The organism is Janibacter indicus (assembly GCF_900176385.1).
In the GTDB taxonomy this organism is placed as follows: Bacteria; Actinomycetota; Actinomycetes; order Actinomycetales; family Dermatophilaceae; genus Janibacter; species Janibacter indicus.
Window position 1 is genome coordinate 1 of record NZ_FWXN01000013.1, and the last position, 20,200, is coordinate 20,200.

Consider the following 20,200-nt stretch of genomic DNA (forward strand, 5'->3'; position numbering starts at 1 on the left):
GATCCTCGGCGGCGAGGGCGGCGTTGAACCGGGGGCCTTTTGCTTCACGGTGAGGTGCTCGTAGCCGGTGAGCAGCAGTTGCCGGCTGGCCCAGAGTTTGTCGGTGGCGGTGCCGCGGCGGCCGTGCAGTTGCCGGGTGATCCGTTGACGGACCTGGGTGACCATGAGGTTGGCGAGGGCGACGAGATGCCACTTGTCGACTGCGATCCGCGCGTCCGGCAGGGCGGTGCGGATCCCGCCCGCGTACGGCGCGGACGGGTCGATCACGACCAGGTCGATGCCGGCCCGGAACGCGGGTGTCTGCAGCGCGAGCCAGTCGATCACGCACGCCCCGGAGCGGCCCGGGGTCAGCCCGAGAAGGTGCCCGGGCAGGGTGGGGTCGGCGTTGACGAACGAGGTCATCCACGGGTTCGACCGTGTCCAGCCGGCCTCTTCGAGCACCCAGCGCACCGACCGGGCGCGGGTCTCGTCGATGCCGAGCACGCGGGTGGGTTCCGGCTCGGGCAGCCACTGGTTGGCCAGTGCGATGAGCGCCCGGTGCGCGGTCGACCACGCCACCTGGTACTCGCTAGCGACCTCGCTGACGGCGCGGTTGCCCGACGCGATCGCCGAACCGATCTTCTCTCGTAGCCGGGTCGTGAGCCGCGACCGTGCCGGCACAGCGCGGGACTGCTGCGTGAATGTCGCTGTCCCACAGGCCGGTTCGCGGCACACCAAGCGCCGTTTGAGCCACCACAGATCGGTTCATTGGCCGGAGGCAGGCAAGTCCTTGACTCGAACCAGTGGCCGCTCCGTGATCCTTGAGGTGAGCACCCCGCACTCGGGGCAGGCGCCCTCCGGGTCGATGACCTCGATGACGACACGCACCGTGTCGGCATCGATTCGTTCGAGCTGCAGGACGGTGAACTCGTCCTCCAGCCCGAGCAGCACTGACGTACCCTGGTTCATGCTCGTGGCCTCGCTGTTGTCGCGTTGTGAGAGACCAACAGCATGTCGGGGCCACGAGCCCCATCAACTACCGGGCACCCCGCTCAAGCGCGAAGAGCCACGTTATCAACCGTGGGCGGGCGTCATGTGCCAGTAATCGCCCTTCCCGGCGAGGCCCTCCGACTGACCTCTGGCAAACTACGCCGCGGCCGCCGAGATCACGAATAAGCGAGTCTCTGTGTCGTCCCGATCCGTCTCAGACAGAGGCCACCTGGGTTCGTGTGCCGCGCCTGCTGGACTCGAGTGCCGCAGTCAACGTCCGGGCGTCATAGTCGCCCAGCAAGCGGTGACCTTCGACGAAGAAGGTTGGAGTGGCGTGGGCTCCGCTGTTCTCGGCGCTCACGAGATCGCGGTTGACTCGTTCTGCGACGGCCTCGCCGTCCATGTCCTGTACGAAGCGATCGACGTCCAGTCCGAGGTCTTCCGCGTAACCAATAAGGTGCTCTCGCTCGAGCGCGTCCTGATGGGTGAATACGTAGTCGAGCCATGTCCAGAACTCGCCTTGGTTCGCGGCTGCTTCAGATGCTTTTGCAGCCAGCGGCCCATGTGGGTGGTGGGGAAGGTGCCGTACGACGTAACGAAGATCGTGACCGAAGTGCCCACTCAGATCTTCCCAGGAGCCAGTGGCGTGTGCACAGTACTCGCACTCGAAGTCGATGTATTCGACCAGCGTCAGCTGGGCATCCTCAGGGCCGCGGATGTGGTCAACTTCGGGGTCGACTGGGGGGTCGAGCACCATGGGGAGATCTGCACTCTCCTCGCCCCACCGCTGAGCGGCGATCTTGAATATCAACCAGCCCAGGGCGACGGCGAGCACCATGGACACCAGCACCCCAACCGTCGCCTGTCGCCCGAGGTCGGTTGTCGAGCCGAAAGCAAGTCCGATGATGAGCAGAGAGACGGTGAACCCCATGCCTGAAAGTGCTGCACCGCCGAAGACGCTGCCCATACCCACTCCTTCCGGGGGTCGACCAAGGCCCATCCTGACCGCCAGGAGAGTGGCAACGCCAATTCCGGCAAGCTTGCCGAGTACGAGGCCAGCAATGACCCCCCAGGTCACGGATGATCCGAAGGAATCTGCCAGGAGTCCACCCCTGAGGTCGACGCCGGCATTGGCGAGAGCGAAGATCGGCACGACAAGCAGTGCAGTGGGGCGGCGAAGGACTTCGTGCATTCTCTCGTTCACCGAGATCCCCCGGGCCAGGCCACGGCTGACACTGCGCGCCGACGCGGCGCTGGGCGACTGCCAGAAGTCACGGAAGAACTGGCGGGCGGCGACTACCTCTTGGCGCTGAGTGGGGTAGGCGGGGATCAGTAGACCGGCGAGCATGCCGGCGAGTGAGGCGTGCACCCCGGAAGAGACAGTGGCGAACCACATGACAATCACAAGGATCACATAAGGTGCGGCATTCCACTGCTGTGAGCGGCCGAGTCCCCACAAGCCGATGAGGCAGGCGAGAGCAATCGACAAGGGGACAAGCTTGATCTGATCGCTGTAGACAATTCCAATGATCGATACCGCTAGGAAGTCATCGACCACTGTCAGGGTGAGGAGGAAGACACGCAACTGGCCAGACAGTCGTGGACCCACTATGGCGAGTGCGCCCAGCATGAATGCTGTATCGGTTCCGACGACAGCACCCCATCCGCCAAGTCCGCTCCCGCCGGACACGCTGACGACAAGCACATAGACCAGAGCCGGAAGAGCGACACCTGCAACTCCAGCCATCGCAGCGAGTTGAGCACGGCTGCGATCCCGTAAAGTCCCGTGCACGAACTCCTGTCGAACCTCCAATCCGACAACAAAGAAGAAGATCACCATCAGGCCGTCGTTGATCCAATGATGCAGATTCATATGCATGCCGGCGGGGCCGACATCGAAGCCGACTTCCTGATGCCACAGTTCGAAATAGCTTTCAGACAACGGCGAGTTCGCCCAGACGAGCGCCATGACGGTCACGAGCGCCAGAAACATCGCCGATCCGGACTCCGTCCGTAAACTGCGTGCAATGTGACCGGGAACCAGGCGACCTGGTGCCGTGGTTTCCATGCGGGGAGTCTACCTAGAGCAGCCCCATGAACCCTTCACTGCTCGCGTGAGCACAGGGCTTCACGAAGCGTCCCCGGGTCCGCACACGGGCCAGTGACGACATCTGCCCTATGCGGAGTCCACGACTCAGGAACACCGAAGGAGTGGGGGCTCGTTCAGCTCGCAGTCGTGCCGGGCTCGAGGCGGGCTCCCGGCTCGAGGACGACCCCCTTCGCCACGTGCGACTCACGACCGACGAGCACGACGGCGGAGTCCGAGGGCGGCCAGCGCTTCGGCTGGGCCCCGACCTGCGCGTCCTCGCCGACCCGGCACGAGTCGTCGACGACCGAGGCGTAGACCTGTGCACCGGACGCGACCCGCACCCGGTGCATGAGCACCGAGTCCTCGACCACCGCTCCCGCCTCGACGACGCAGCCCGGTCCGACGACGCTGCGGCGCACGGTGCCGTGCACGTGCGACCCGGGGCTGATCATCGAGTCCTCGACGACGCTGCCCGCGTGCATCATCGGCGGCGGCATCTCCGGCGACCGGGTGAGGATCGGCCACGCCGGGTCGTCGAAGACGTCGACTCGTCCGCGCAGCAGCTCGCGGTGCGCGGCCAGGTAGGCGGAGGGGCGGCCGAGGTCGCGCCAGTAGCCCGTGAGCGCGTACGCGTGGGTCTTCCCGCCCTCGACGAGCCGCGGGAGCAGGCGGTCGGGGAAGTCGCCGATCCCCTCCGTGAGCCCTGGGTCGGCCTGCGCCCGTTCGTGCCGGACCGCGTCGAGCGTGCGCAGCAGCACCGGGACGTCGTAGACGAAGATCTCGGCGGCGATCGTCCCGTGCGGCGGGCCGGTGGGCTTGTCGGTCAGCCCCTGCACGACGCCGTCCCGGCCGACGTCGACGACCGTCTTGTGCTTGGCCTGCGCGAGCGGCACCTCGACGGTGACGATCGTGGCCTCGGACCCGCGCTCGAGGTGCTGGGCGACGACGGCCCGCATGTCGAGGCGGTAGACCTGGTCGGCGCTCGTCACGACGACGACCTCGGCGCCCGCCTCACGCAGCTGGGCACCCATCTTCAGCAGGTCGTCGGCGTTGCCGGCGCTGAAGCCCTCGGACCCGCTGGCCTGCCCTTCCTCCGGCACGAGCCGCCGGTAGCCGCCGCGGGTGCGGTCGAGGTCCCAGGGCCGCCCACCGGCGAGGTGGCGGTCGAGCGAGGACGCCTCGTACTGCACCGAGACCCACACGTCGGGGATGCCGCTGTTGCCGAAGTTGCTCAGTGCGAAGTCGACGAGCTGGTAGCTGCCGGCGAAGGGGAGGGCGGGCTTGGCGCGCTCACGCGTGAGGACGTCCATCCGGGAGCCCTGACCACCCGCCTGGACGACCCCGACGATCTTCGGGATGCGGGAGAGGGGGACGACGCTCGACATACCCAGATCCGCACTCATCTCATGACGTCCCCTCGCGACAGTGTCTAGGTCGAGATGCCCATCTGGACCTCATCACCAGGTCCCATGACAACGTCAGCATCGCACGGCTTGAACTGTGCCTGGACCGCGGTAGGGGTCGGCCTGGTCGTTCACCGCGTGCAGCAACGCCTCGACCCGGACGGCGCGGCGTCGCTGGTGACCGGGCCTACCCCGGTCAGCCCGGTCAGGTCGGCGAAGAACTCGTTCCATGCTGCCTGTCTCCTCGGTGTCCACCCGCAGGTCCAAGACCTCGCGCTGCCCGTCGCCGTTGACGCCCACGACGATCACCACGACGGCGTTGGTCACCGCCGGGCCCTCGGCCCTTCTTCACGTCGAAACGACCGTGGTCCTCGCAACTCCTCGGACGCAGGAGTTGCGAGGACCACGAGAAGCGAAGGTCGTCGTCGTGACCTCCCCTTCGACATGCCGGAAGCCGGTCAGGCCTCGTCATGCTGCCAACGCATCAGGCCGGGACGCTGGCCACACCCTTCGGCAGGAAGCGCTGCCCGGTGACCTTCTCCGAGACGCCCTCACGGTCCAGGAGCGGCGTGAGGCCACCGTTCCAGAACTGGAAGCCGGCGCCGGTGATCATCGCGAGGTCGATGTCCATCGGGGCCTGGGCGACGCCGTCGTCGAGCATCGTGCGCACCTCCTCGGCGAGGACGCCGAGGACGCGCTCGCGGACCTGCTGCGCGGTGAGCTCGACCGGCGACTCGGGGGCGGTGAGCAGCTCGGCCGCGCCCTCGTCGTCGTAGGAGCGCTTGCCGGCCTCGACGAGTGCCTTGAGGTTGGGCGAGACGTAGAAGCGCTCGCCGAGCTCACGGCGGAGCGTCTCGCTGTTGTGCAGCGCGATCGCCGGACCGACGAGGCCGACGAGGACCAGCGGCGGCATCGGGGCCAGGCCCGCGATGCCCTCGTTGGCGACCTCGACCGGCGTGCCCTCGTCGACGATCTTCGAGAACTCGCCCATGAAGCGGCCGAGCAGGCGGTTGGCGATGAAGGAGGGGCTGTCCTTGACCAGGATGCAGGTCTTCTTCAGGCCCTTGCCGGTGGCGAAGGCCGTGGCCAGCGCCGCGTCGTCGGTCCGATCGCCCGGGATGATCTCGAGCAGCGGCATGACCGCGACCGGGTTGAAGAAGTGGAAGCCCACGACCCGCTCGGGGTGCTGCAGCTCGGACGCCATCTCGGTGATCGACAGCGACGAGGTGTTGGAGGCGAGCACGCACTCGGGCGTGACGACCTGCTCGACCTCGGCCCAGACCTTCTTCTTGACGCCCATCTCCTCGAAGACGGCCTCGATGACGAAGTCGGCGTCGGCGAAGCCCTCCTTGCTCGTGGAGCCGGTGATGAGGGCCTTGAGCTGGTTGGCCTTGTCCGGCGTGATCTTGCCCTTGGCGAGGGAGGTGTCGATCTCGCCGTGGACATAGGCGACGCCCTTGTCGACCCGCTCCTGGTCGAGGTCGGTCATGACCACCGGCACCTTGAGCGAGCGGATGAAGAGCATCGCCAGCTGGCTGGCCATGAGGCCGGCGCCGACGATGCCGACCTTGCCGACCGGGCGCGCGAGCGCCTTGTCGGGGGCGCCGGCAGGTCGCTTCGCGCGCCTCTGCACGAGGTCGAAGGAGTACAGCCCGGCGCGCAGCTCGTCACCCATGAGCAGGTCGGCCAGGGCCTCGTCCTCGGCGGCGAAGGCGGCATCGCGCTCGGCGGTGCGCGCGGCCTTGACGAGCTCGATGGCGCGGTAGGGCGAAGGGGACTTTCCTGCGGTCTTCGCGTCGGCCAGCTGCGTGGCGGCCGCGGCAGCGGCCTCCCACACGGCGGCGTCGTCGTTCACCGGCTCGCGCTCGACCTTCGTCTCGCCGGAGAGCACACCGGCGGCCCAGATGATCGACTGCTCGAGGAAGTCGGCGCCGTCGAGGAGCGCGTCGGCGAGGCCCAGCTTCGCCGCGGCCGGGCCGTTCAGCATCCGGTTGGTGTTGAGCGGGTTCTCGACGATGACCTTGAGGGCCTTCTCCGGGCCGACGAGGCGGGGGAGCAGGTAGCAGCCGCCCCAGCCGGGGACGAGGCCGAGGAAGACCTCGGGCAGCGCGATCGCCGGCACGGCCTTGCTCATCGTGCGGTAGTCGCAGGCCAGCGACAGCTCGACGCCACCGCCCATCGCTGCACCGTTGACGAACGCGAAGGTCGGCACCGGAAGGTCCATGACCGCCGCGTACGCGGCGTGGCCAGCGCGGGCGATCTCGAGGGCCTGCTCGCGGGAGGCGACACCCGGGACTCCGGACAGGTCGGCGCCCACCGCGAAGATGAAGGGCTTGCCGGTCACGGCGACCGCGACGATCTCGCCGGCCTCGGCGCGCTGCTGCAGCGTCGCGACGGCGGCGCTGAGGCCGGCCATGCCCTCGAGGCCGAAGGTGTTGGGCTTGGTGTGGTCGTGGCCGTTGTCCAGCGTGACGAGGGCCAGCGTCCCGCCGTCGGCGGGGAGCTGGACGTCCTGGACGAGGGCGCGGGTGACGACCTCGGGCTTGGGCTCGCTCATGCTCAGTTCTCCTTGCCGTAGTCGGCGTGGTGCGGGTTCTCCCAGATGACGGCGCCACCCATGCCGATGCCGATGCACATGGCGGTCATGCCGTAGCGGACGCTCGGGTCCTCGGCGAACTGCCGGGACAGCTGCGTCATGAGGCGCACGCCGGAGGAGGCGAGCGGGTGCCCGGTGGCGATGGCGCCGCCGTAGCGGTTGACCTTGTCGGAGTCGTCGGCGATGCCGAAGTGCTCGAGGAAGGCGAGCACCTGCACGGCGAAGGCCTCGTTGAGCTCGAAGAGACCGATGTCGTCGATCGTCAGGCCGGCCTTGGCCAGAGCCTTCTCCGCGGCGGGGACGGGGCCGTAGCCCATGACCTCCGGCTCGACGCCGACGAAGGCGAACTCGACGAGGCGCATGCCGACGGGCAGGCCCAGCTCCTGGGCGGTCTCCTCGGCCGCGAGGATGCAGGCCGTGGCACCGTCGTTGAGACCGGCGGCATTGCCGGCCGTGACCTTGCCGTGCGGGCGGAAGGGGGTCTTCAGGCTCTGCAGGGACTCAAGCGTCGTCTGCGGGCGCGGGGGCTCGTCGGCCGTGGCCAGGCCCCAGCCCTTGTCGGCGTGGCGGGTGGCGGTCGGGACGAGGTCGGGCTGGATCTTGCCGTCCTCGTAGGCCTGCGCGAGCTTGCGCTGGCTGTTGACGGCGAACTCGTCCGAGCGCTCCTTGGTGAGCGTGGGGTATCGGTCGTGCAGGTTTTCGGCCGTCTTGCCCATGACGAGTGCGGACGGGTCGACGAGCTTTTCGGCGACGACGCGCGGGTTGGGGTCGACGCCCTCACCCATGGGGTGGCGGCCCATGTGCTCGACGCCACCGGCGACGGCGACGTCGATCGAGCCGAAGGAGATGGCGCCGGCGATGTTGGTCACCGCGGTCATCGCGCCGGCACACATGCGGTCGACGGAGTAGCCGGGGGTGGTGTTGGGCAGGCCCGACAGGAGCGACGCCATGCGGCCCAGGGTCAGGCCCTGGTCGCCGATCTGGGTCGTCGCCGCGATCGCGACCTCCTCGACCCGCTCCGGCGGGAGCTCGGGGTGGCGGCGCATGAGCTCGCGGATGCAGTTGATGACCAGGTCGTCGGCGCGGGTCTGGGCGTACATGCCCTTTTCCCCGGCCTTGCCGAAGGGCGTACGGACGCCGTCGACGAAAACGACCTCGCGTGAAGTGCGGGGCACGGTGGGCCTCTCTGTCGTGGTGCAGGAGCAGCCGGGTGGTTCCACCCGACGCCTCTGAGGCTACTAAGCGCTTGCTCACCTGCGACAGGTGCGCCTCGCGTGACCCCGCCCACGTTCCCCCTTCGCTGGTCGAGGTGGGAGGCCTTCCACGGCCGAGCCTCGAGACCCCGGTGCCCTCCGACCTGCCCCTCACCCGCCGACTGCTGGGTCGAGGTGATCGCGTCCGACTATCCGGTCGCTGGTACCTCCACCCGCTCCCGCGGGCCGCCCTCGACTGCCGGGTCGAGGTAAGCGCGTCCGACTATCCGGTCGCTGGAACCTCTACCGGAAGCGGGGTCGCGACCCCGCGGGTGCCCGTCAGGCGTCGGGGTGGGCGGCGAAGGCGTCGGCGAGCATCGGGGCGACGATCTCGCGCTGCCAGGGGCGCACGCCGAGGTCGGCGAGGGCGGCGGCGAAGGCCGCGGGGGTGCGCTCGGCCGGCGGGCTCCACACGACCCGGCGCAGCGGGTCGGGGGAGCAGACGTTTTCGATCGGGACCGTGTGTGCCTCGGCGAAGGCGCCGAGGGTCTCGCGGGTGGTGGCCAGCCGCTCGGCGGCGAGCGGGTCGCGGCTGGGCCAGGAGCGTTGCGGGGGAGGGCCGTCGGCCTTGACCGAGGCCGGCGGCAGTTCGGCGTCGGGGAGCTTGCGGGCCCGGGCCACAGCGTCGAGCCAGGCCCGCTGACTGCGCTGGATCGCCCGGTGGCCGCGAGGCAGGTCAGCGGGGGCGTGCGGGTCGGCGAGGGCGATGTCGACGAGGGAGGTGTCGGGGATGACCCGACCCGGCGAGGTGTCGCGGTCGCGCGCGATGCGGTCGCGCTCGTACCAGAGCTCGCGCACCGTCGCGAGCACGCGCGGCTGACGGATCTTGTGGAGGCCGGAGGTGCGTCGCCACGGGTCCTCCTTGACGGCCGGGCGCCAGGACAGCAGGGCCTCGAACTCCTGTCGCGCCCACTCGCCCTTGCCCTGGGACGCCAGGTCCGCACCCATGAGGTTGCGCAGCTCGCCGAGCACCTCGACGTCGAGCGCCGCGTAGCGCAGCCACGGCTCGGGCAGCGGTCGGGTCGACCAGTCGACCGCGGAGTGCTCCTTGGCCAGGCTGATGCCGAGGTAGTGCTCGATGACGGCGGCGAGCCCGACGCGGGGGAGCCCGAGCAGGCGCGCGGCGAGCTCGGTGTCGAAGATCTGCCGTGGCACCAGACCTACCTCGCGCAGGCAGGGCAGGTCCTGGGTGGCCGCGTGCAGGATCCACTCACCGGTGCCGATGGACCGGTCGAGAGGTGTCAGGTCGGGCAGGGTCACCGGGTCGATGAGCCAGGTCCCGGCGCCCTCGCGACGTACCTGGACGAGGTAGGCGCTCTGCCCGTAGCGATATCCGGACGCACGCTCGGCGTCGAGCGCCACCGGTCCGACGCCCGCGGCGATCGCCGCCGCGCAGTCGTCGAGCTCGGACTCGCTCGTGATGACCGGCGGGACGCCCTCGGCGGGTTCGGTGAGCACCGGCAGCGGAGCGGGCGCCTCCGCTGCCTCGTCCGTGACGGGCTCGTCGCTCACCGGCGGCGCCCCGGGAGAGCCGTGACGCCTGCGGGCAGGGGCGGGAGCCCGCCGACGGTGCCGAGCATGTCGGCCCAGGCCTGCAGGTGCACACCGACGGCCGAGTCGGCGGGGGTCCACGACGCGCGGATCTCCATCTCGACGTCGGGCTCGCGCTCCTCGAGGTCGGCGAAGGACTCGGAGACGACCCGGGTCACGGTGCCGGCGAGGTTGCCGGGCGTGATCCCGTGCGCCTGAAGCGCGTCGGTGAGCCAGGACCAGCCGACCGCGCCGAGCATCGGGTCACCGGCGACCTCGGGCTCGAGCTCGGCCCGGGCGAAGGTCACCACGCGCCACGCGCCGCCCCAGGGCTCGGGCTCGCTCGGGTCGTGCAGCAGCACGAAGCGCCCGGTCGCCAGGTCCTCGCCGTCGGAGGCGTCGAAGATGTCGGCGGTCATGGCGACGGCGTGGGGTGCCAGGCGGCTGGGCGCGGGCACCTCCGTCAGGCGCACCTCGGGGCGCAGCCGCGACTCGTGCAGGCTGCGCAGCGCGTGCGCGAAGTCCGGCGACTGGGCGTCGGAGATCTCTCGGGTGGCCACCCTGCGAGGGTAGGTCGCCGACGGCCGCCAGCGCGGGAGGGCACGCCGGACGGGCATGGGAGGATGCGGCCCGTGACCACCTCTGCCTCGCCCTCCGACAGCCCCCTGGTCCGCGCGGCCCGCGGGGAGACCGTCTCGCACACCCCGGTGTGGTTCATGCGCCAGGCCGGTCGCTCGCTTCCCGAGTACCGCGAGGTCCGACGCGGCACCGACATGCTCGAGACCTGCCGCACGCCCGACCTGGTCACCGAGATCACCCTGCAGCCGGTGCGCCGACACCGGGTCGACGCCGCGATCTTCTTCTCCGACATCGTCGTCCCCCTGCAGGCCGCCGGCGTCGACATCGACATCGAGCCGGGCGTCGGACCGGTCCTCGACGAGCCCTTCGCCTCCCGCGAGGACCTCGACCGGATCCCCGAGCTGACCGCCGACATGATCCCCGACATCGCCGAGTCGGTCCGGAGGATCGTCCTCGAGCTCGGCCCGACCCCGCTCATCGGGTTCGCCGGTGCCCCCTTCACCCTCGCCTCCTACCTCATCGAGGGCGGGCCCAGCCGCAACCACGAGCTGACCAAGTCGCTCATGCACGGCGACCCCGAGCTGTGGAACGACCTGTGCGCCCGGCTGACGCAGATCTCCGCCGCCTTCCTCAAGGTCCAGGTCGAGGCGGGCGCCAGCGCCCTGCAGCTCTTCGACTCGTGGGCCGGCTTCCTCTCCAAGGCCGACTACCGCCGTTACGTCCTGCCGCACACCCAGGCGACCCTCGCCGCGCTGGCCGACGCAGGCGTCCCGCGGATCCACTTCGGCGTCGGCACCGGCGAGCTGCTGCCCGACATGGCCGCTGCCGGCACCGAGGTCATCGGCGTGGACTACCGCGTCAACCTCGCCGAGGCCATCGAGCGGGTCGGCGGGGACCAGCCGGTCCAGGGCAACCTCGACCCGGCGCTGCTCTTCGCCCCCTGGGAGGTCGTCGAGCGCGAGGTGCGGCGCATCCTCGACGAGGGCCGGGCCGCCCCCGGCCACATCTTCAACCTCGGCCACGGCGTCCTGCCCGACACCGACCCCGTGGTCCTCACCCGGGTCGTCGAGCTGGTCCACGAGGTCAGCGCGCGCTGAGCCGCTCGGGGCTCAGGCCTCCGCGGTCGGGGTCGCAGGCGTGGCTGCGGGACGAGCCGCCCGACGGCGGCGCACCCACCACACGAGCGGCGCTCCGAGGATCGCCAGCGTCACGGCGAAGGGGGTCACCGCGCCGAGCACGGTCATGCCGACGGCCAGTGCGTCGGTGAAGGCCGACCACCCGGAGCCCAGCCCGGCGAGGAAGCCGGTGCGCTCCTCCTCGGGCTCGTCGGCCGGTGCGTCCTCGGTCGTCAGGCTCACTGTGATCGGGGCCGTCGTCGTGCGCTTCTCGAGCGACTTCTGCTGGCTCTTCAGCGCCTCGAGGTCCGCCTCGCGCGTCGACAGCTGGCTCTCGAGCGAGACGATCTGGTCGAGGTCGTCGGCGGAGTCGATGAGCTTGCGCAGTCGCTCCACCGAGGCGGTCATCGTGCGCACCCTGGCGTCGGTGTCGGTGTACTGCGAGGTGAGGTCCTCCGCCTCGGCCGAACGGTGGGTCACCTCGCCGACGTCGGCAAGCTTGGTGATCGTCGCGTCGAGCTCGTCGACGGGGACGGTGACGGTGATCTCCGCCCAGTCGCCGCGCGACCCGTCATCAGCCCGCGAGTCCTCGCTCGAGACATAGCCGCCGGCACGCCTGGCCGTCGAGCGCACCTTGGCGCTGGCCTGGTCGACGTCCCCCACGGTCAGCGACAGCTCCGCGGAACGGGCCACGTGCGTCCCGGCCGGCGTCGTGTCCGATGCCTTGTGGCTGGACCGCTGCTGGTCACTCTGCCCTGACGAGTCCCGCCCTGACGCGTCCTGCGCTGAGCCCGGCGCCGCTCCACCGGCGGCCGACTCGCTCTGCCCGTCCCCGGAGCTCTGGGTCGTGGACATGCTGGGTGCCACGTCGCTGCCACTGTCGCTACCGCCGGCGCAGCCCGCCAGGGTCACCCCGCCCGCGGCGACCAGCGCCGCCCAGCGTGCCGTCGTCCACCGTGTCGTCCCTCGTGTGTTGCTCATCTCGATCACCCCTGCGTCGTGCGTCGGGTCTGCTCCCTTCGCTGTCATGGGTGTGACGGGGCCGCCGTGCGGACGGTTCCGTGCGGGCCGGTTCCTCCCGACGCGGGCGGCGGTGGGAGAGTGGGGGCATGCCCCCTTCGGTCGTCGTCGTGGGTGGCGGACTCGCCGGTCTGGCCACGGCCCACCACCTCCTGAGCTCCCGCCCCGACCTCGAGGTCACCGTCCTCGACGGGGGCGACCGCCCCGGTGGCAAGGTCCGCCGCGAGGAGGTCGGCGGTGTGCGGGTCGACGTCGGCGCCGAGTCGGTCGTCGCCAGCAGCGTCGCCGCCCGAGAGCTCGTCACCGGGCTGGGGTTGGCCGACCGGATCGTCCACCCCGAGCCGGTGCCCGCCTCGATCTGGTCCCGCGGCCGACGGCACCCGGTGCCGGCCCGCACCTTCATGGGCGTCCCCGGTCACGACTGCGACCCCTCCGGTCTCCTCGACGAAGGGGAGGTCGCCCGCGCCACGCAGCCGACCCCCTTCGTCGTGGACCGCGACGACGTCACCGTCGCCGAGGCGGTCGCGACCGTCCACGGCCGTGCCGTCGTCGACCGGGTCGTCGAGCCGCTCCTCGGTGGCGTCTACGCCGGGCGGGTGGACCGCCTGTCGCTGCGCGCGACGATGCCGCTGCTGTGGGCGGCGCTCGCCGACGGCCGGTCGATGACCGAGGCCGTCGACGGGCTGCTCCCGCCGCCGGGGACCCCGCCGCGACCACGCGTCATGGGGCTGCGCGGGGGCATCGGGGGGCTCGCCGACGCCCTGGCCGATGCCGTCGTCGCCGCCGGCGGTCGGATCCGGACCGGGAGCCTCGTGCGGCGCCTGCAGCGCACGCCCACCGGCTGGCAGGTCATCGCCGGGGCGACCACCGCGCCCGTCGTCCACGACGCCGACCACGTCGTCCTCGCCACGCCCGCGACCCCGACCGCTCGCCTGCTCGCCGGCCACGCGCCGGCCGGGTCGTCCGCGCTCGCCGGCATCGAGTACGCCTCGATGGCGGTCATGACGATGGCGCTGCCCGCGGCCACCACGCCGCAGCTTCCGGGCAGCGGTTTCCTCGTGCCGGCGGTCGAGGGCACGGCGATCAAGGCGAGCACCTTCAGCGCCTCGAAGTGGGCCTGGGTCCGCGAGGCCGGCGGGGAGGTCGTCCTGCTGCGCGCCTCGGCAGGGCGCGCGGGCGAGGTCGCCTCCCTCCAGCGCGACGACGACGAGCTCGTCGCCGCGGCGCTCGCCGAGATCGGCGAGGCGGTGGGCTCGCCGCTGCCCACGCCGGTCGACCACCACGTGCAGCGCTGGGGCGGCGGGCTGCCGCAGTACGACCTCGGGCACACTGAGCGGGTCGCCGCGGTCCGCGCCGCGGTGGCCGACCTGCCCGGGATCGAGGTCACCGGGGCGGCCTACGACGGTGTGGGCATCGGCGCGGTCCTCACCGGGGCCGCCGCCACGGCCACGACGATCCTCGACGCACTTCCCCCTTCGTCCACCCCTCGACAGGAGCACCGATGACCACCCGGCCCGTCCCCGCCAAGCCCACGCGCGAGCAGCTCGAGGCGATCAACAGCAGCGTGCACTACGCGATGTTCAGCGCCTTCGCGCTCGTGACGCCCGTCGGTGACGACGACCGCGCGGCGATCACGCAGGAGGTCGAGGCGCTCTTCGCGGAGCTCACCGAGGGGGGCGTGCGCATCCGTGGCGTCTACGACGTCGCGGGCCTGCGCGCCGACGCCGACATCCTCGTGTGGTGGCACGCCGACGACATCGAGCTGCTGCAGGACGCCTACAAGCGACTGCTGCGCACCGAGCTCGGCGCGCACCTCGACCCGGTGTGGTCCAACGCCGCGGTCCACCGTCAGGCGGAGTTCAACCGCAGCCACGTGCCGGCCTTCATGGCGGGGGAGGAGCCGCGCGACTACGTGTGCGTCTACCCCTTCGTGCGCTCCTACGACTGGTACGTCCTCGACGACAAGGACCGCCGCTTCATGCTCGCCGAGCACGGGGCGATGGCCAAGGACTACCCGGACGTGCGCGCCAACACCATCCCTGCCTTCGCCCTCGGCGACTACGAGTGGATTCTCGCCTTCGAGGCCGACGAGCTGCACCGCATCGTCGACCTCATGCGCGAGCTGCGGGCCTCCAAGGCGCGCCTGCACGTGCGCGAGGAGATCCCCTTCTTCACCGGCCCGCGCGTGAGCGTCGAGGCCCTGGTGGCCGGCCTGCGCTGACGCGGCGCGGCGGCTCAGGTCCCACCTGCCCCACGATTTCCGGGTCACCCGAGAAACTGCCCCTTCGCAAGGGTTTGAAACCCTTGCGAAGGGGCAGTTTCTCTTGCTGAGCCGGCCGCGTCCACACCCTTCGGTGCCGTGTGACGCTCGTCCACAGCCGGACGAAGGGAGGGTCAGCCGGGCCGCGGGACCAGCACCGTGGTCCCATGATCGACGTCACCAGCGACCTCTTCGCCGATCTGCTGCGGCTGCCCGACGGTCTCTTCACGCGCCAGGACGCCGTGCGCGCGGGGGTGCGTGACCGCGTCATCGCCGCCGCCGTACACCGTCGGCTCATCGTCCGGGTCTGTCGTGGTGTGTACACGTCACCCGGCCCTCTCACCGTCGACGAGCAGCGTCACCTCGTGGCCCGCGCAGCACTGCGCTCCTACGAGGACGCCGTGCTCGTCGGAGCGCCCGCCGTCGCCGCTCATGGCATCCCGCTCTTCGAGGTGCCGGCGCTGCCGGGGGACATTGCGCGACCGATCGTCAGGGAGGCGCGGACTGCGCAGCTGCGGATCCGCCCCCTTCGTCATGCGTCGGTGGAGACCGACTGGGGGCCGGCGACGGATCTGCCGACCTCGCTCCTCCAGCTGACGATGGACCACGGCATCCCGGCTGGGATCGCGTCCATCGACGCGGCCCTGCACACCGGCGCCACGGACACCGACGCGCTGCAGGCGGCGCTGGGCGAGATCGCCGCGTGGCCCCGCTCGTCCCGGGCTCGATGCGCCATTGCCTGGTCCGATGGGCGGGCGGAGTCGCTGGGAGAGAGCGTCACTCGCGCGATCCTGAATGGTGCCGGCTACCGCGTCGACTCGCAGGTGCGCATCGCCGACGGTGACGGGGTGGTCGTCGCCCGTGTCGACCTGGGCATCGAGGGCACCCACGTGCTCCTCGAGTTCGACGGCAAGGTCAAGTACACGGATGGTGGGCCCGATGCGCTCTTCCGGGAGAAGAAGCGCGAGGACCGGATCAGGTCCCTCGGCTACGTCGTCATCCGCGTGACCTGGGCTGACCTCTTCCACGCCGAGCGCATCGTGCGCGCGGTCCGGGATGCCCTCGCTGCGGCCGCCTGAGGTTGACAAGACAAACTGCCCCTTCGCAGCAGTTTCAAACTCCTGCGAAGGGGCAGTTTCTCGGGTGACCCGGAAATCGTGGGGCGGGTGAGGTACCAGCCCCTCAGCCCTGAGCGGGCCGCAGCGTCATCGAGATCGAGTTGATGCAGTAGCGCTGGTCGGTCGGGGTGTCGTAGCCCTCGCCCTCGAAGACGTGGCCCATGTGGCTGCCGCAGTTGGCGCAGCGAACCTCGATGCGGGGGCGGCCGGGGAGCGAGTCGTCCTGGATGTACTCGACCCGGTCCTCGGCGAGCGGGGTGTAGAAGCTCGGCCAGCCGCAGTGGCTGTCGAACTTCGTGTCCGAGGTGAAGAGCTCGCTGCCGCAGGCGCGGCAGGCGTAGACGCCCTCGGTCTTGGTGTCGGTGTACTCGCCGGTGAAGGGCCGCTCGGTGCCCGCGGCCCGCAGGACGGAGAACTCGTCGGCCGACAGCTCCTCGCGCCACTGCTCGTCGGACTTGGTGACCGCGTAGTCGCGGCCGGTGGGCTCCATCATCGTCAGGCTCCTCGTCGATCGGTCTGCTCATCATGCAACGCGACGGCCCCCGGAGATCATCCGGGGGCCGTCGCACGCCGTGGGGCGAAGGGAGATCAGCTCATTTCTTCAGGTCCAGGTGCACGACCTGCGGGTCGTGGTCGCTGTCCTGGTCGGCGAAGGGCGAGTTGGTGTGGACGATGTCGTAGGTGAAGGCCGGTCGGTGCCCCGTGCCGGGGCGGAAGGGTCCGGCGTTCTTCTTCTTCGAGTCGAGCGTCGCCAGCGCCGGCGAGACGAAGGTGTGGTCGAGCACCTGGCTGTTGCCGTCGTAGACATAGGTCCAGCGCTCCGACGCCGGCAGCGTGCGCGGCAGGTCGGTCATCGCTGTCGTGCCCGAGCCCTCGACGATGTCGGCGAGGATGTCGCTCGTCTCGCTGAACTCGAAGTCGTTGACGTCACCGGCGACGACGAACTTGGCCTGCGGGTCGGCAGCCAGCAGGTCGTCGGCCAGGGCCCGCACCTCGCGCGCCTGCTCGTGACGGGCGTCCTCGCTCGAGCGCACCGGCTGCTGCCAGCGACCGAAGAGCGGGTCGTCGCCCCCCTTCGAGCTGAAGTGCACGGCGGCGACGAAGACGCGCTCACCGCGGAAGCGGTACTCGCCGACGAGGGGCTTGCGCGAGTCGGCGAAGGCCTCGGACGACGGCGCGACGCGACCGGGCGACTCGGTGAGGTAGGGGCCCTTCTTGTCCTTCGCGACGCTCGTCGCGTGGTCGGCGGCGCCGGAGCTGCGCTCGACGAAGTCGATGCCGCGGTCGGTGCGGTGGAGCAGCACGTTGCGGATGTTGCCGCCGGGCTGACCACCGTCGGCCTTGTCCTGCGGGTCGACCCAGTGGGCCTCGTAGGTGGGCCCGCCGGCGGCCTCGATGGCCGCGATGAGCTTGTCGGTCGTCGCCGAGGAGTCGACGGTGCCGTCGTCGGTCGGGCCGCTGTTGTCCTGGACCTCCTCGACGGCGATGACGTCGGGGCTGCGCAGGTTGGTGACGATCTGACCGGCGAGCCGGTCGAACTTGCTCTGGTCGTTGCCCGGCGCCAGGTTTTCGACGTTGAAGGAGGCGACCGACAACTCCCGGTCGTGCTGCGGCTGGGTCACCTCGCGCTCGAGCCCGCCGTCCTCGACGGTCGGGACCTGCGTGGCGAGCAGCTTGAAGTTGGCGAAGGAGTAGTCGAGCGGCCCGGCGACCAGGCCGGGCAGCCGGTCACGCACGTCGGCGTCGGGCAGCGAGCCGCTCGGCAGCAGCACGTCGTCGACGAGCACGCGCATCGCATTGGGCTGGTCGTAGCCGCCGTAGACGACCCCACCGGCCGACGACCGCGTCGCCTCGACGGCGCTGCCGGGCACGACGGGGATCTCGTAGCCGGTCGGCCCGACGACCTCGGCGTCGCGCACACCGACCTGCATGCCCTCCATCGACTCGTAGAAGTCGATCGCGTCGCGGTCGGGGCGGAAGGCCGCATCGTCGTACTCGACGCTCTTGGGGTCCTCGGCCTCGATCGTCTGCTGCGGCGCGGTGCGGTCCTCGCCGAGGACGACCGGCTCGGGCACCTCGCCGGTGCCGGTCTTCGTCACCACGGGCGAGACGATCTCGGTCGTCGTGAGGTTGTCCCAGCCGCTGGAGCCACCGGGGCGGAACTCGTCGACGACGCCGTCGACGGTCACCGTGTCGCCCACGGCGACGGCCGGCGCCGAACGCGTGTAGACGAGGACGGCCTCGGAGGTCGCGTCGTCGTCGTCCGGCGTCGTGCTCTGCAGCCAGAAGCCGGAGGAGGAGACGGCGGTGACGACGCCCTCGACACCGTTGACTTTGGCGCCGTCGAAGGGGGAGAGGTGGTGCCGGCCCTGGATCTGGGCGATGGTCTCGGGCTCGTCGACGGGCGGCTCCTCGCCGTCGTCGGGCTCGCAGACGACCGGCGGGGTCGAGGAGTTCTGCGGCGTCGGAGCACCCACCGCGAAGTCCGCGGCGTTGTTGTCGGTGTCGACGCACACGTCGGTGCGCGCCACGGAGGTCTCGTTGCTCGTCGCGTCGGCGGCGGCGCCCTCGGCGGTCGTGGCCGCGCCCCAGCCGAGGCGGTCGGCGACCTGGCCGTCGGGCCGCACGATCTCGACGCGGGCCCCGGAGGAGGACATCGGCACCGTGCCCGTGGCGTCCGGCGTCGGCAGCGCGGGCAGCGAGGTGTTGGCGCCGTCGGCCTGCTTGACGAGGTAGCGCCCGCCGGCGAAGACCTGGCCGCTCAGCGAGGTCGTCTGCGGCGTCGTGCCGCTGGCGGAGTAGTAGCGCAGCGTCCAGCCGGTGAGGTCGACGTCGGCCTGGCCGCGGTTGGCGAGCTCGACGAAGTCGCTGCGCAGCGTCGCGCGCGAGTTGCCACCGCCTCCGTAGGCCTCGGAGATGACGAGGTCGGGGGAGGCGGCGGAGGCGCTGGGGGCAAGCACCGCGAGGCCGGTGAGGCCGAGCGGCGCGATGGTCAGTGCCGCGAGGGCACGGCGACGACGGGAGGGCATGTGGGCTCCTGGGAAGGGGTGGGTGTGGCCACGGGCACACTAGAACCGCAGGGTGCTGCGCGCAGCGCGAGCGGGTGAACGTCGCGTGACGATCACCCGACGGGACGAAGGGGGGAGCCGCCCCCCTTCGTCGGTGGCAGCCCATACGCTGATCGCATGGCCAAGACCCCCGCCGTCATGGTGCCCGCCGGCGACCGGGAGGTGCGCGTCTCCAGCCCCGACCGGGTGATCTACGAGGCCACCGACCGCACCCCCGAGATCACCAAGCTGCAGGTGTGCGAGTACTACGCCGCCGTGGGTGAGGCGATGATGCGCCAGATCCGCGAGCGCCCCACGGCGATGGAGCGCTGGCCCGACGGGTGGCGCGAGGGCATGCGGCTGGCCGTCGGCCCGCGTGACAAGGACGCCGACGGTTTCTACCAGAAGCGGCTGCCCCGGGGAGCGCCCGAGTGGATCGAGACGGTCGGCATCACCTTCCCGAGCGGGCGGACCGCGGAGGAGCTGTGCCCGAGCGAGCCGGCGGCCCTGGTGTGGGCGGCCCAGATGGGCACGCTGACCTTCCACCCGTGGCCGGTACGCCGGCCCGACGTCGACCACCCCGACGAGCTGCGCATCGACCTCGACCCGCAGCCGGGCACGACCTTCGCCGACGTGCAGCGCGTCGCCGGAGTCGCGCGCGAGCTCCTCGAGGACCTCGGCATGCGGGGCTACCCCAAGACGAGCGGCAACCGCGGCATCCACGTCTACGTGCGCATCGAGCCGCGATGGTCCTTCGAGGACCTGCGGCACGCGGCGATCGGCTTCGGCCGCGAGCTCGAGCGGCGTGACGACGGGGTGACGACGGCCTGGTGGAAGGAGGAGCGCGGCGAGCGGATCTTCGTCGACTTCAACCAGAACAACCGCGACCGCACCATCGCCGGCGCCTGGAGCCTGCGCGCCCGACCCGGTGCACCCGTGAGCACGCCGATGACGTGGGAGCAGATCGCCGAGGTCACCGACCCCGCCGAGCACAACATCACGACCGTGCTCGACCACCTGGCCGACGGCGACCCGTGGGCCGACATGGACGACACGGCCCACTCGCTCGAGCCGCTCCTCGACCTGTGGGAGACCCTGCCGGGCGGCGAGCTCAACTTCCCGCCCGACTACCCGAAGATGCCGGGCGAGCCGCCTCGCGTGCAGCCGAGCAAGAAGGTCGCCGAGCACTGGGACGAGGACGGCAACCGGGTCGAGGAGTAG

Annotated in this window: 16 protein-coding genes and 1 pseudogene; 5 read left to right on the forward strand and 12 right to left on the reverse strand. The window is 70.9% G+C overall.

Annotated elements, in window-relative coordinates; genetic code table 11:
• The 9 genes and pseudogenes from B9B60_RS16995 to B9B60_RS15010 form a co-directional block, all read right to left on the reverse strand.
• Positions 1-558 (reverse strand): transposase (locus tag B9B60_RS16995; protein ID WP_234993891.1); only part of this gene is annotated, 558 nt, incomplete at its 3' end.
• Positions 559-744: 186 nt separating this feature from the next.
• A complete protein-coding gene (locus B9B60_RS14980; protein WP_143445614.1) occupies positions 745-930 on the reverse strand; it encodes a hypothetical protein in 186 nt (61 codons plus the stop codon).
• A gap of 253 nt (positions 931-1,183) precedes the next feature.
• On the reverse strand, positions 1,184-3,037 hold the full coding sequence (nhaA, locus tag B9B60_RS14985; RefSeq protein ID WP_084452658.1) for a Na+/H+ antiporter NhaA: 1,854 nt from the start codon (positions 3,035-3,037) through the stop codon (positions 1,184-1,186).
• Between the two features lie 155 nt (positions 3,038-3,192).
• On the reverse strand, positions 3,193-4,461 hold the full coding sequence (locus B9B60_RS14990) for a glucose-1-phosphate adenylyltransferase family protein (protein WP_084452660.1): 1,269 nt from the start codon (positions 4,459-4,461) through the stop codon (positions 3,193-3,195).
• A 167-nt stretch (positions 4,462-4,628) separates the two neighbouring features.
• Positions 4,629-4,800: pseudogene (locus B9B60_RS17000) on the reverse strand (transposase); the annotation flags it as partial.
• Positions 4,801-4,945: 145 nt separating this feature from the next.
• Positions 4,946-7,018: a 3-hydroxyacyl-CoA dehydrogenase NAD-binding domain-containing protein gene (locus tag B9B60_RS14995; RefSeq protein ID WP_084452662.1), complete on the reverse strand. Its 2,073-nt coding sequence runs from the start codon at positions 7,016-7,018 to the stop codon at positions 4,946-4,948.
• A 2-nt stretch (positions 7,019-7,020) separates the two neighbouring features.
• Positions 7,021-8,232: a thiolase family protein gene (locus tag B9B60_RS15000; RefSeq protein WP_084452664.1), complete on the reverse strand. Its 1,212-nt coding sequence runs from the start codon at positions 8,230-8,232 to the stop codon at positions 7,021-7,023.
• 357 nt (positions 8,233-8,589) lie between these two features.
• The gene (locus B9B60_RS15005) at positions 8,590-9,822 is read right to left on the reverse strand and encodes an HRDC domain-containing protein (RefSeq protein ID WP_084452665.1); all 1,233 of its coding nucleotides are present in this window, start codon (positions 9,820-9,822) and stop codon (positions 8,590-8,592) included.
• A complete protein-coding gene (locus B9B60_RS15010; protein WP_084452667.1) occupies positions 9,819-10,400 on the reverse strand; it encodes a DUF3000 domain-containing protein in 582 nt (193 codons plus the stop codon). Before B9B60_RS15010 ends, B9B60_RS15005 begins: the two co-directional genes overlap by 4 nt.
• Before the next feature lie 63 nt (positions 10,401-10,463).
• Here B9B60_RS15010 and hemE point away from each other — a divergent pair, with 63 nt between their 5' ends.
• The gene (gene hemE, locus B9B60_RS15015) at positions 10,464-11,516 is read left to right on the forward strand and encodes a uroporphyrinogen decarboxylase (RefSeq protein ID WP_084452669.1); all 1,053 of its coding nucleotides are present in this window, start codon (positions 10,464-10,466) and stop codon (positions 11,514-11,516) included.
• 12 nt (positions 11,517-11,528) lie between these two features.
• Here the strand turns inward: hemE and B9B60_RS15020 are convergent, their stop codons facing one another.
• Positions 11,529-12,515, reverse strand: a complete 987-nt coding sequence (locus B9B60_RS15020; protein ID WP_159451226.1) for a DUF4349 domain-containing protein — start codon at positions 12,513-12,515, stop codon at positions 11,529-11,531.
• Positions 12,516-12,643: 128 nt separating this feature from the next.
• Here B9B60_RS15020 and hemG point away from each other — a divergent pair, with 128 nt between their 5' ends.
• The 3 genes from hemG (at position 12,644) to B9B60_RS15035 (ending at position 15,893) form a co-directional block, all read left to right on the forward strand.
• Positions 12,644-14,059, forward strand: a complete 1,416-nt coding sequence (hemG, locus tag B9B60_RS15025) for a protoporphyrinogen oxidase (protein WP_084452673.1) — start codon at positions 12,644-12,646, stop codon at positions 14,057-14,059.
• Entirely contained in the window at positions 14,056-14,775 is a 720-nt protein-coding gene (gene hemQ, locus B9B60_RS15030; RefSeq protein WP_072624474.1) for a hydrogen peroxide-dependent heme synthase, read from the forward strand. Before hemG ends, hemQ begins: the two co-directional genes overlap by 4 nt.
• Positions 14,776-14,981: 206 nt before the next feature.
• Positions 14,982-15,893, forward strand: coding sequence for a type IV toxin-antitoxin system AbiEi family antitoxin domain-containing protein (locus B9B60_RS15035; protein ID WP_084452675.1), 912 nt, complete (start codon positions 14,982-14,984; stop codon positions 15,891-15,893).
• Between the two features lie 103 nt (positions 15,894-15,996).
• Here B9B60_RS15035 and msrB read toward each other — a convergent pair whose 3' ends face one another.
• On the reverse strand, positions 15,997-16,422 hold the full coding sequence (gene msrB, locus B9B60_RS15040) for a peptide-methionine (R)-S-oxide reductase MsrB (RefSeq protein ID WP_084452796.1): 426 nt from the start codon (positions 16,420-16,422) through the stop codon (positions 15,997-15,999).
• Between the two features lie 103 nt (positions 16,423-16,525).
• The gene (locus tag B9B60_RS15045) at positions 16,526-18,961 is read right to left on the reverse strand and encodes a lamin tail domain-containing protein (protein ID WP_084452677.1); all 2,436 of its coding nucleotides are present in this window, start codon (positions 18,959-18,961) and stop codon (positions 16,526-16,528) included.
• A 156-nt stretch (positions 18,962-19,117) separates the two neighbouring features.
• Between B9B60_RS15045 and B9B60_RS15050 the strand changes: the two genes are divergently transcribed.
• Complete coding sequence (locus B9B60_RS15050) at positions 19,118-20,200, forward strand: DNA polymerase domain-containing protein (RefSeq protein WP_084452680.1); 1,083 nt, start codon at positions 19,118-19,120, stop codon at positions 20,198-20,200.

Coding starts and splice junctions, on each gene's coding strand:
- nhaA (WP_084452658.1), bottom strand. CDS start 3,037: ATGGAAACCACGGCACCAGGTCGCCTGGTTCCCGGTCACATTGCACGC.
- B9B60_RS14990 (WP_084452660.1), bottom strand. CDS start 4,461: ATGAGTGCGGATCTGGGTATGTCGAGCGTCGTCCCCCTCTCCCGCATC.
- B9B60_RS14995 (WP_084452662.1), bottom strand. CDS start 7,018: ATGAGCGAGCCCAAGCCCGAGGTCGTCACCCGCGCCCTCGTCCAGGAC.
- hemE (WP_084452669.1), top strand. CDS start 10,464: ATGCGGCCCGTGACCACCTCTGCCTCGCCCTCCGACAGCCCCCTGGTC.
- B9B60_RS15020 (WP_159451226.1), bottom strand. CDS start 12,515: ATGAGCAACACACGAGGGACGACACGGTGGACGACGGCACGCTGGGCG.
- hemG (WP_084452673.1), top strand. CDS start 12,644: ATGCCCCCTTCGGTCGTCGTCGTGGGTGGCGGACTCGCCGGTCTGGCC.
- hemQ (WP_072624474.1), top strand. CDS start 14,056: ATGACCACCCGGCCCGTCCCCGCCAAGCCCACGCGCGAGCAGCTCGAG.
- B9B60_RS15035 (WP_084452675.1), top strand. CDS start 14,982: ATGATCGACGTCACCAGCGACCTCTTCGCCGATCTGCTGCGGCTGCCC.
- msrB (WP_084452796.1), bottom strand. CDS start 16,422: ATGGAGCCCACCGGCCGCGACTACGCGGTCACCAAGTCCGACGAGCAG.
- B9B60_RS15045 (WP_084452677.1), bottom strand. CDS start 18,961: ATGCCCTCCCGTCGTCGCCGTGCCCTCGCGGCACTGACCATCGCGCCG.
- B9B60_RS15050 (WP_084452680.1), top strand. CDS start 19,118: ATGGCCAAGACCCCCGCCGTCATGGTGCCCGCCGGCGACCGGGAGGTG.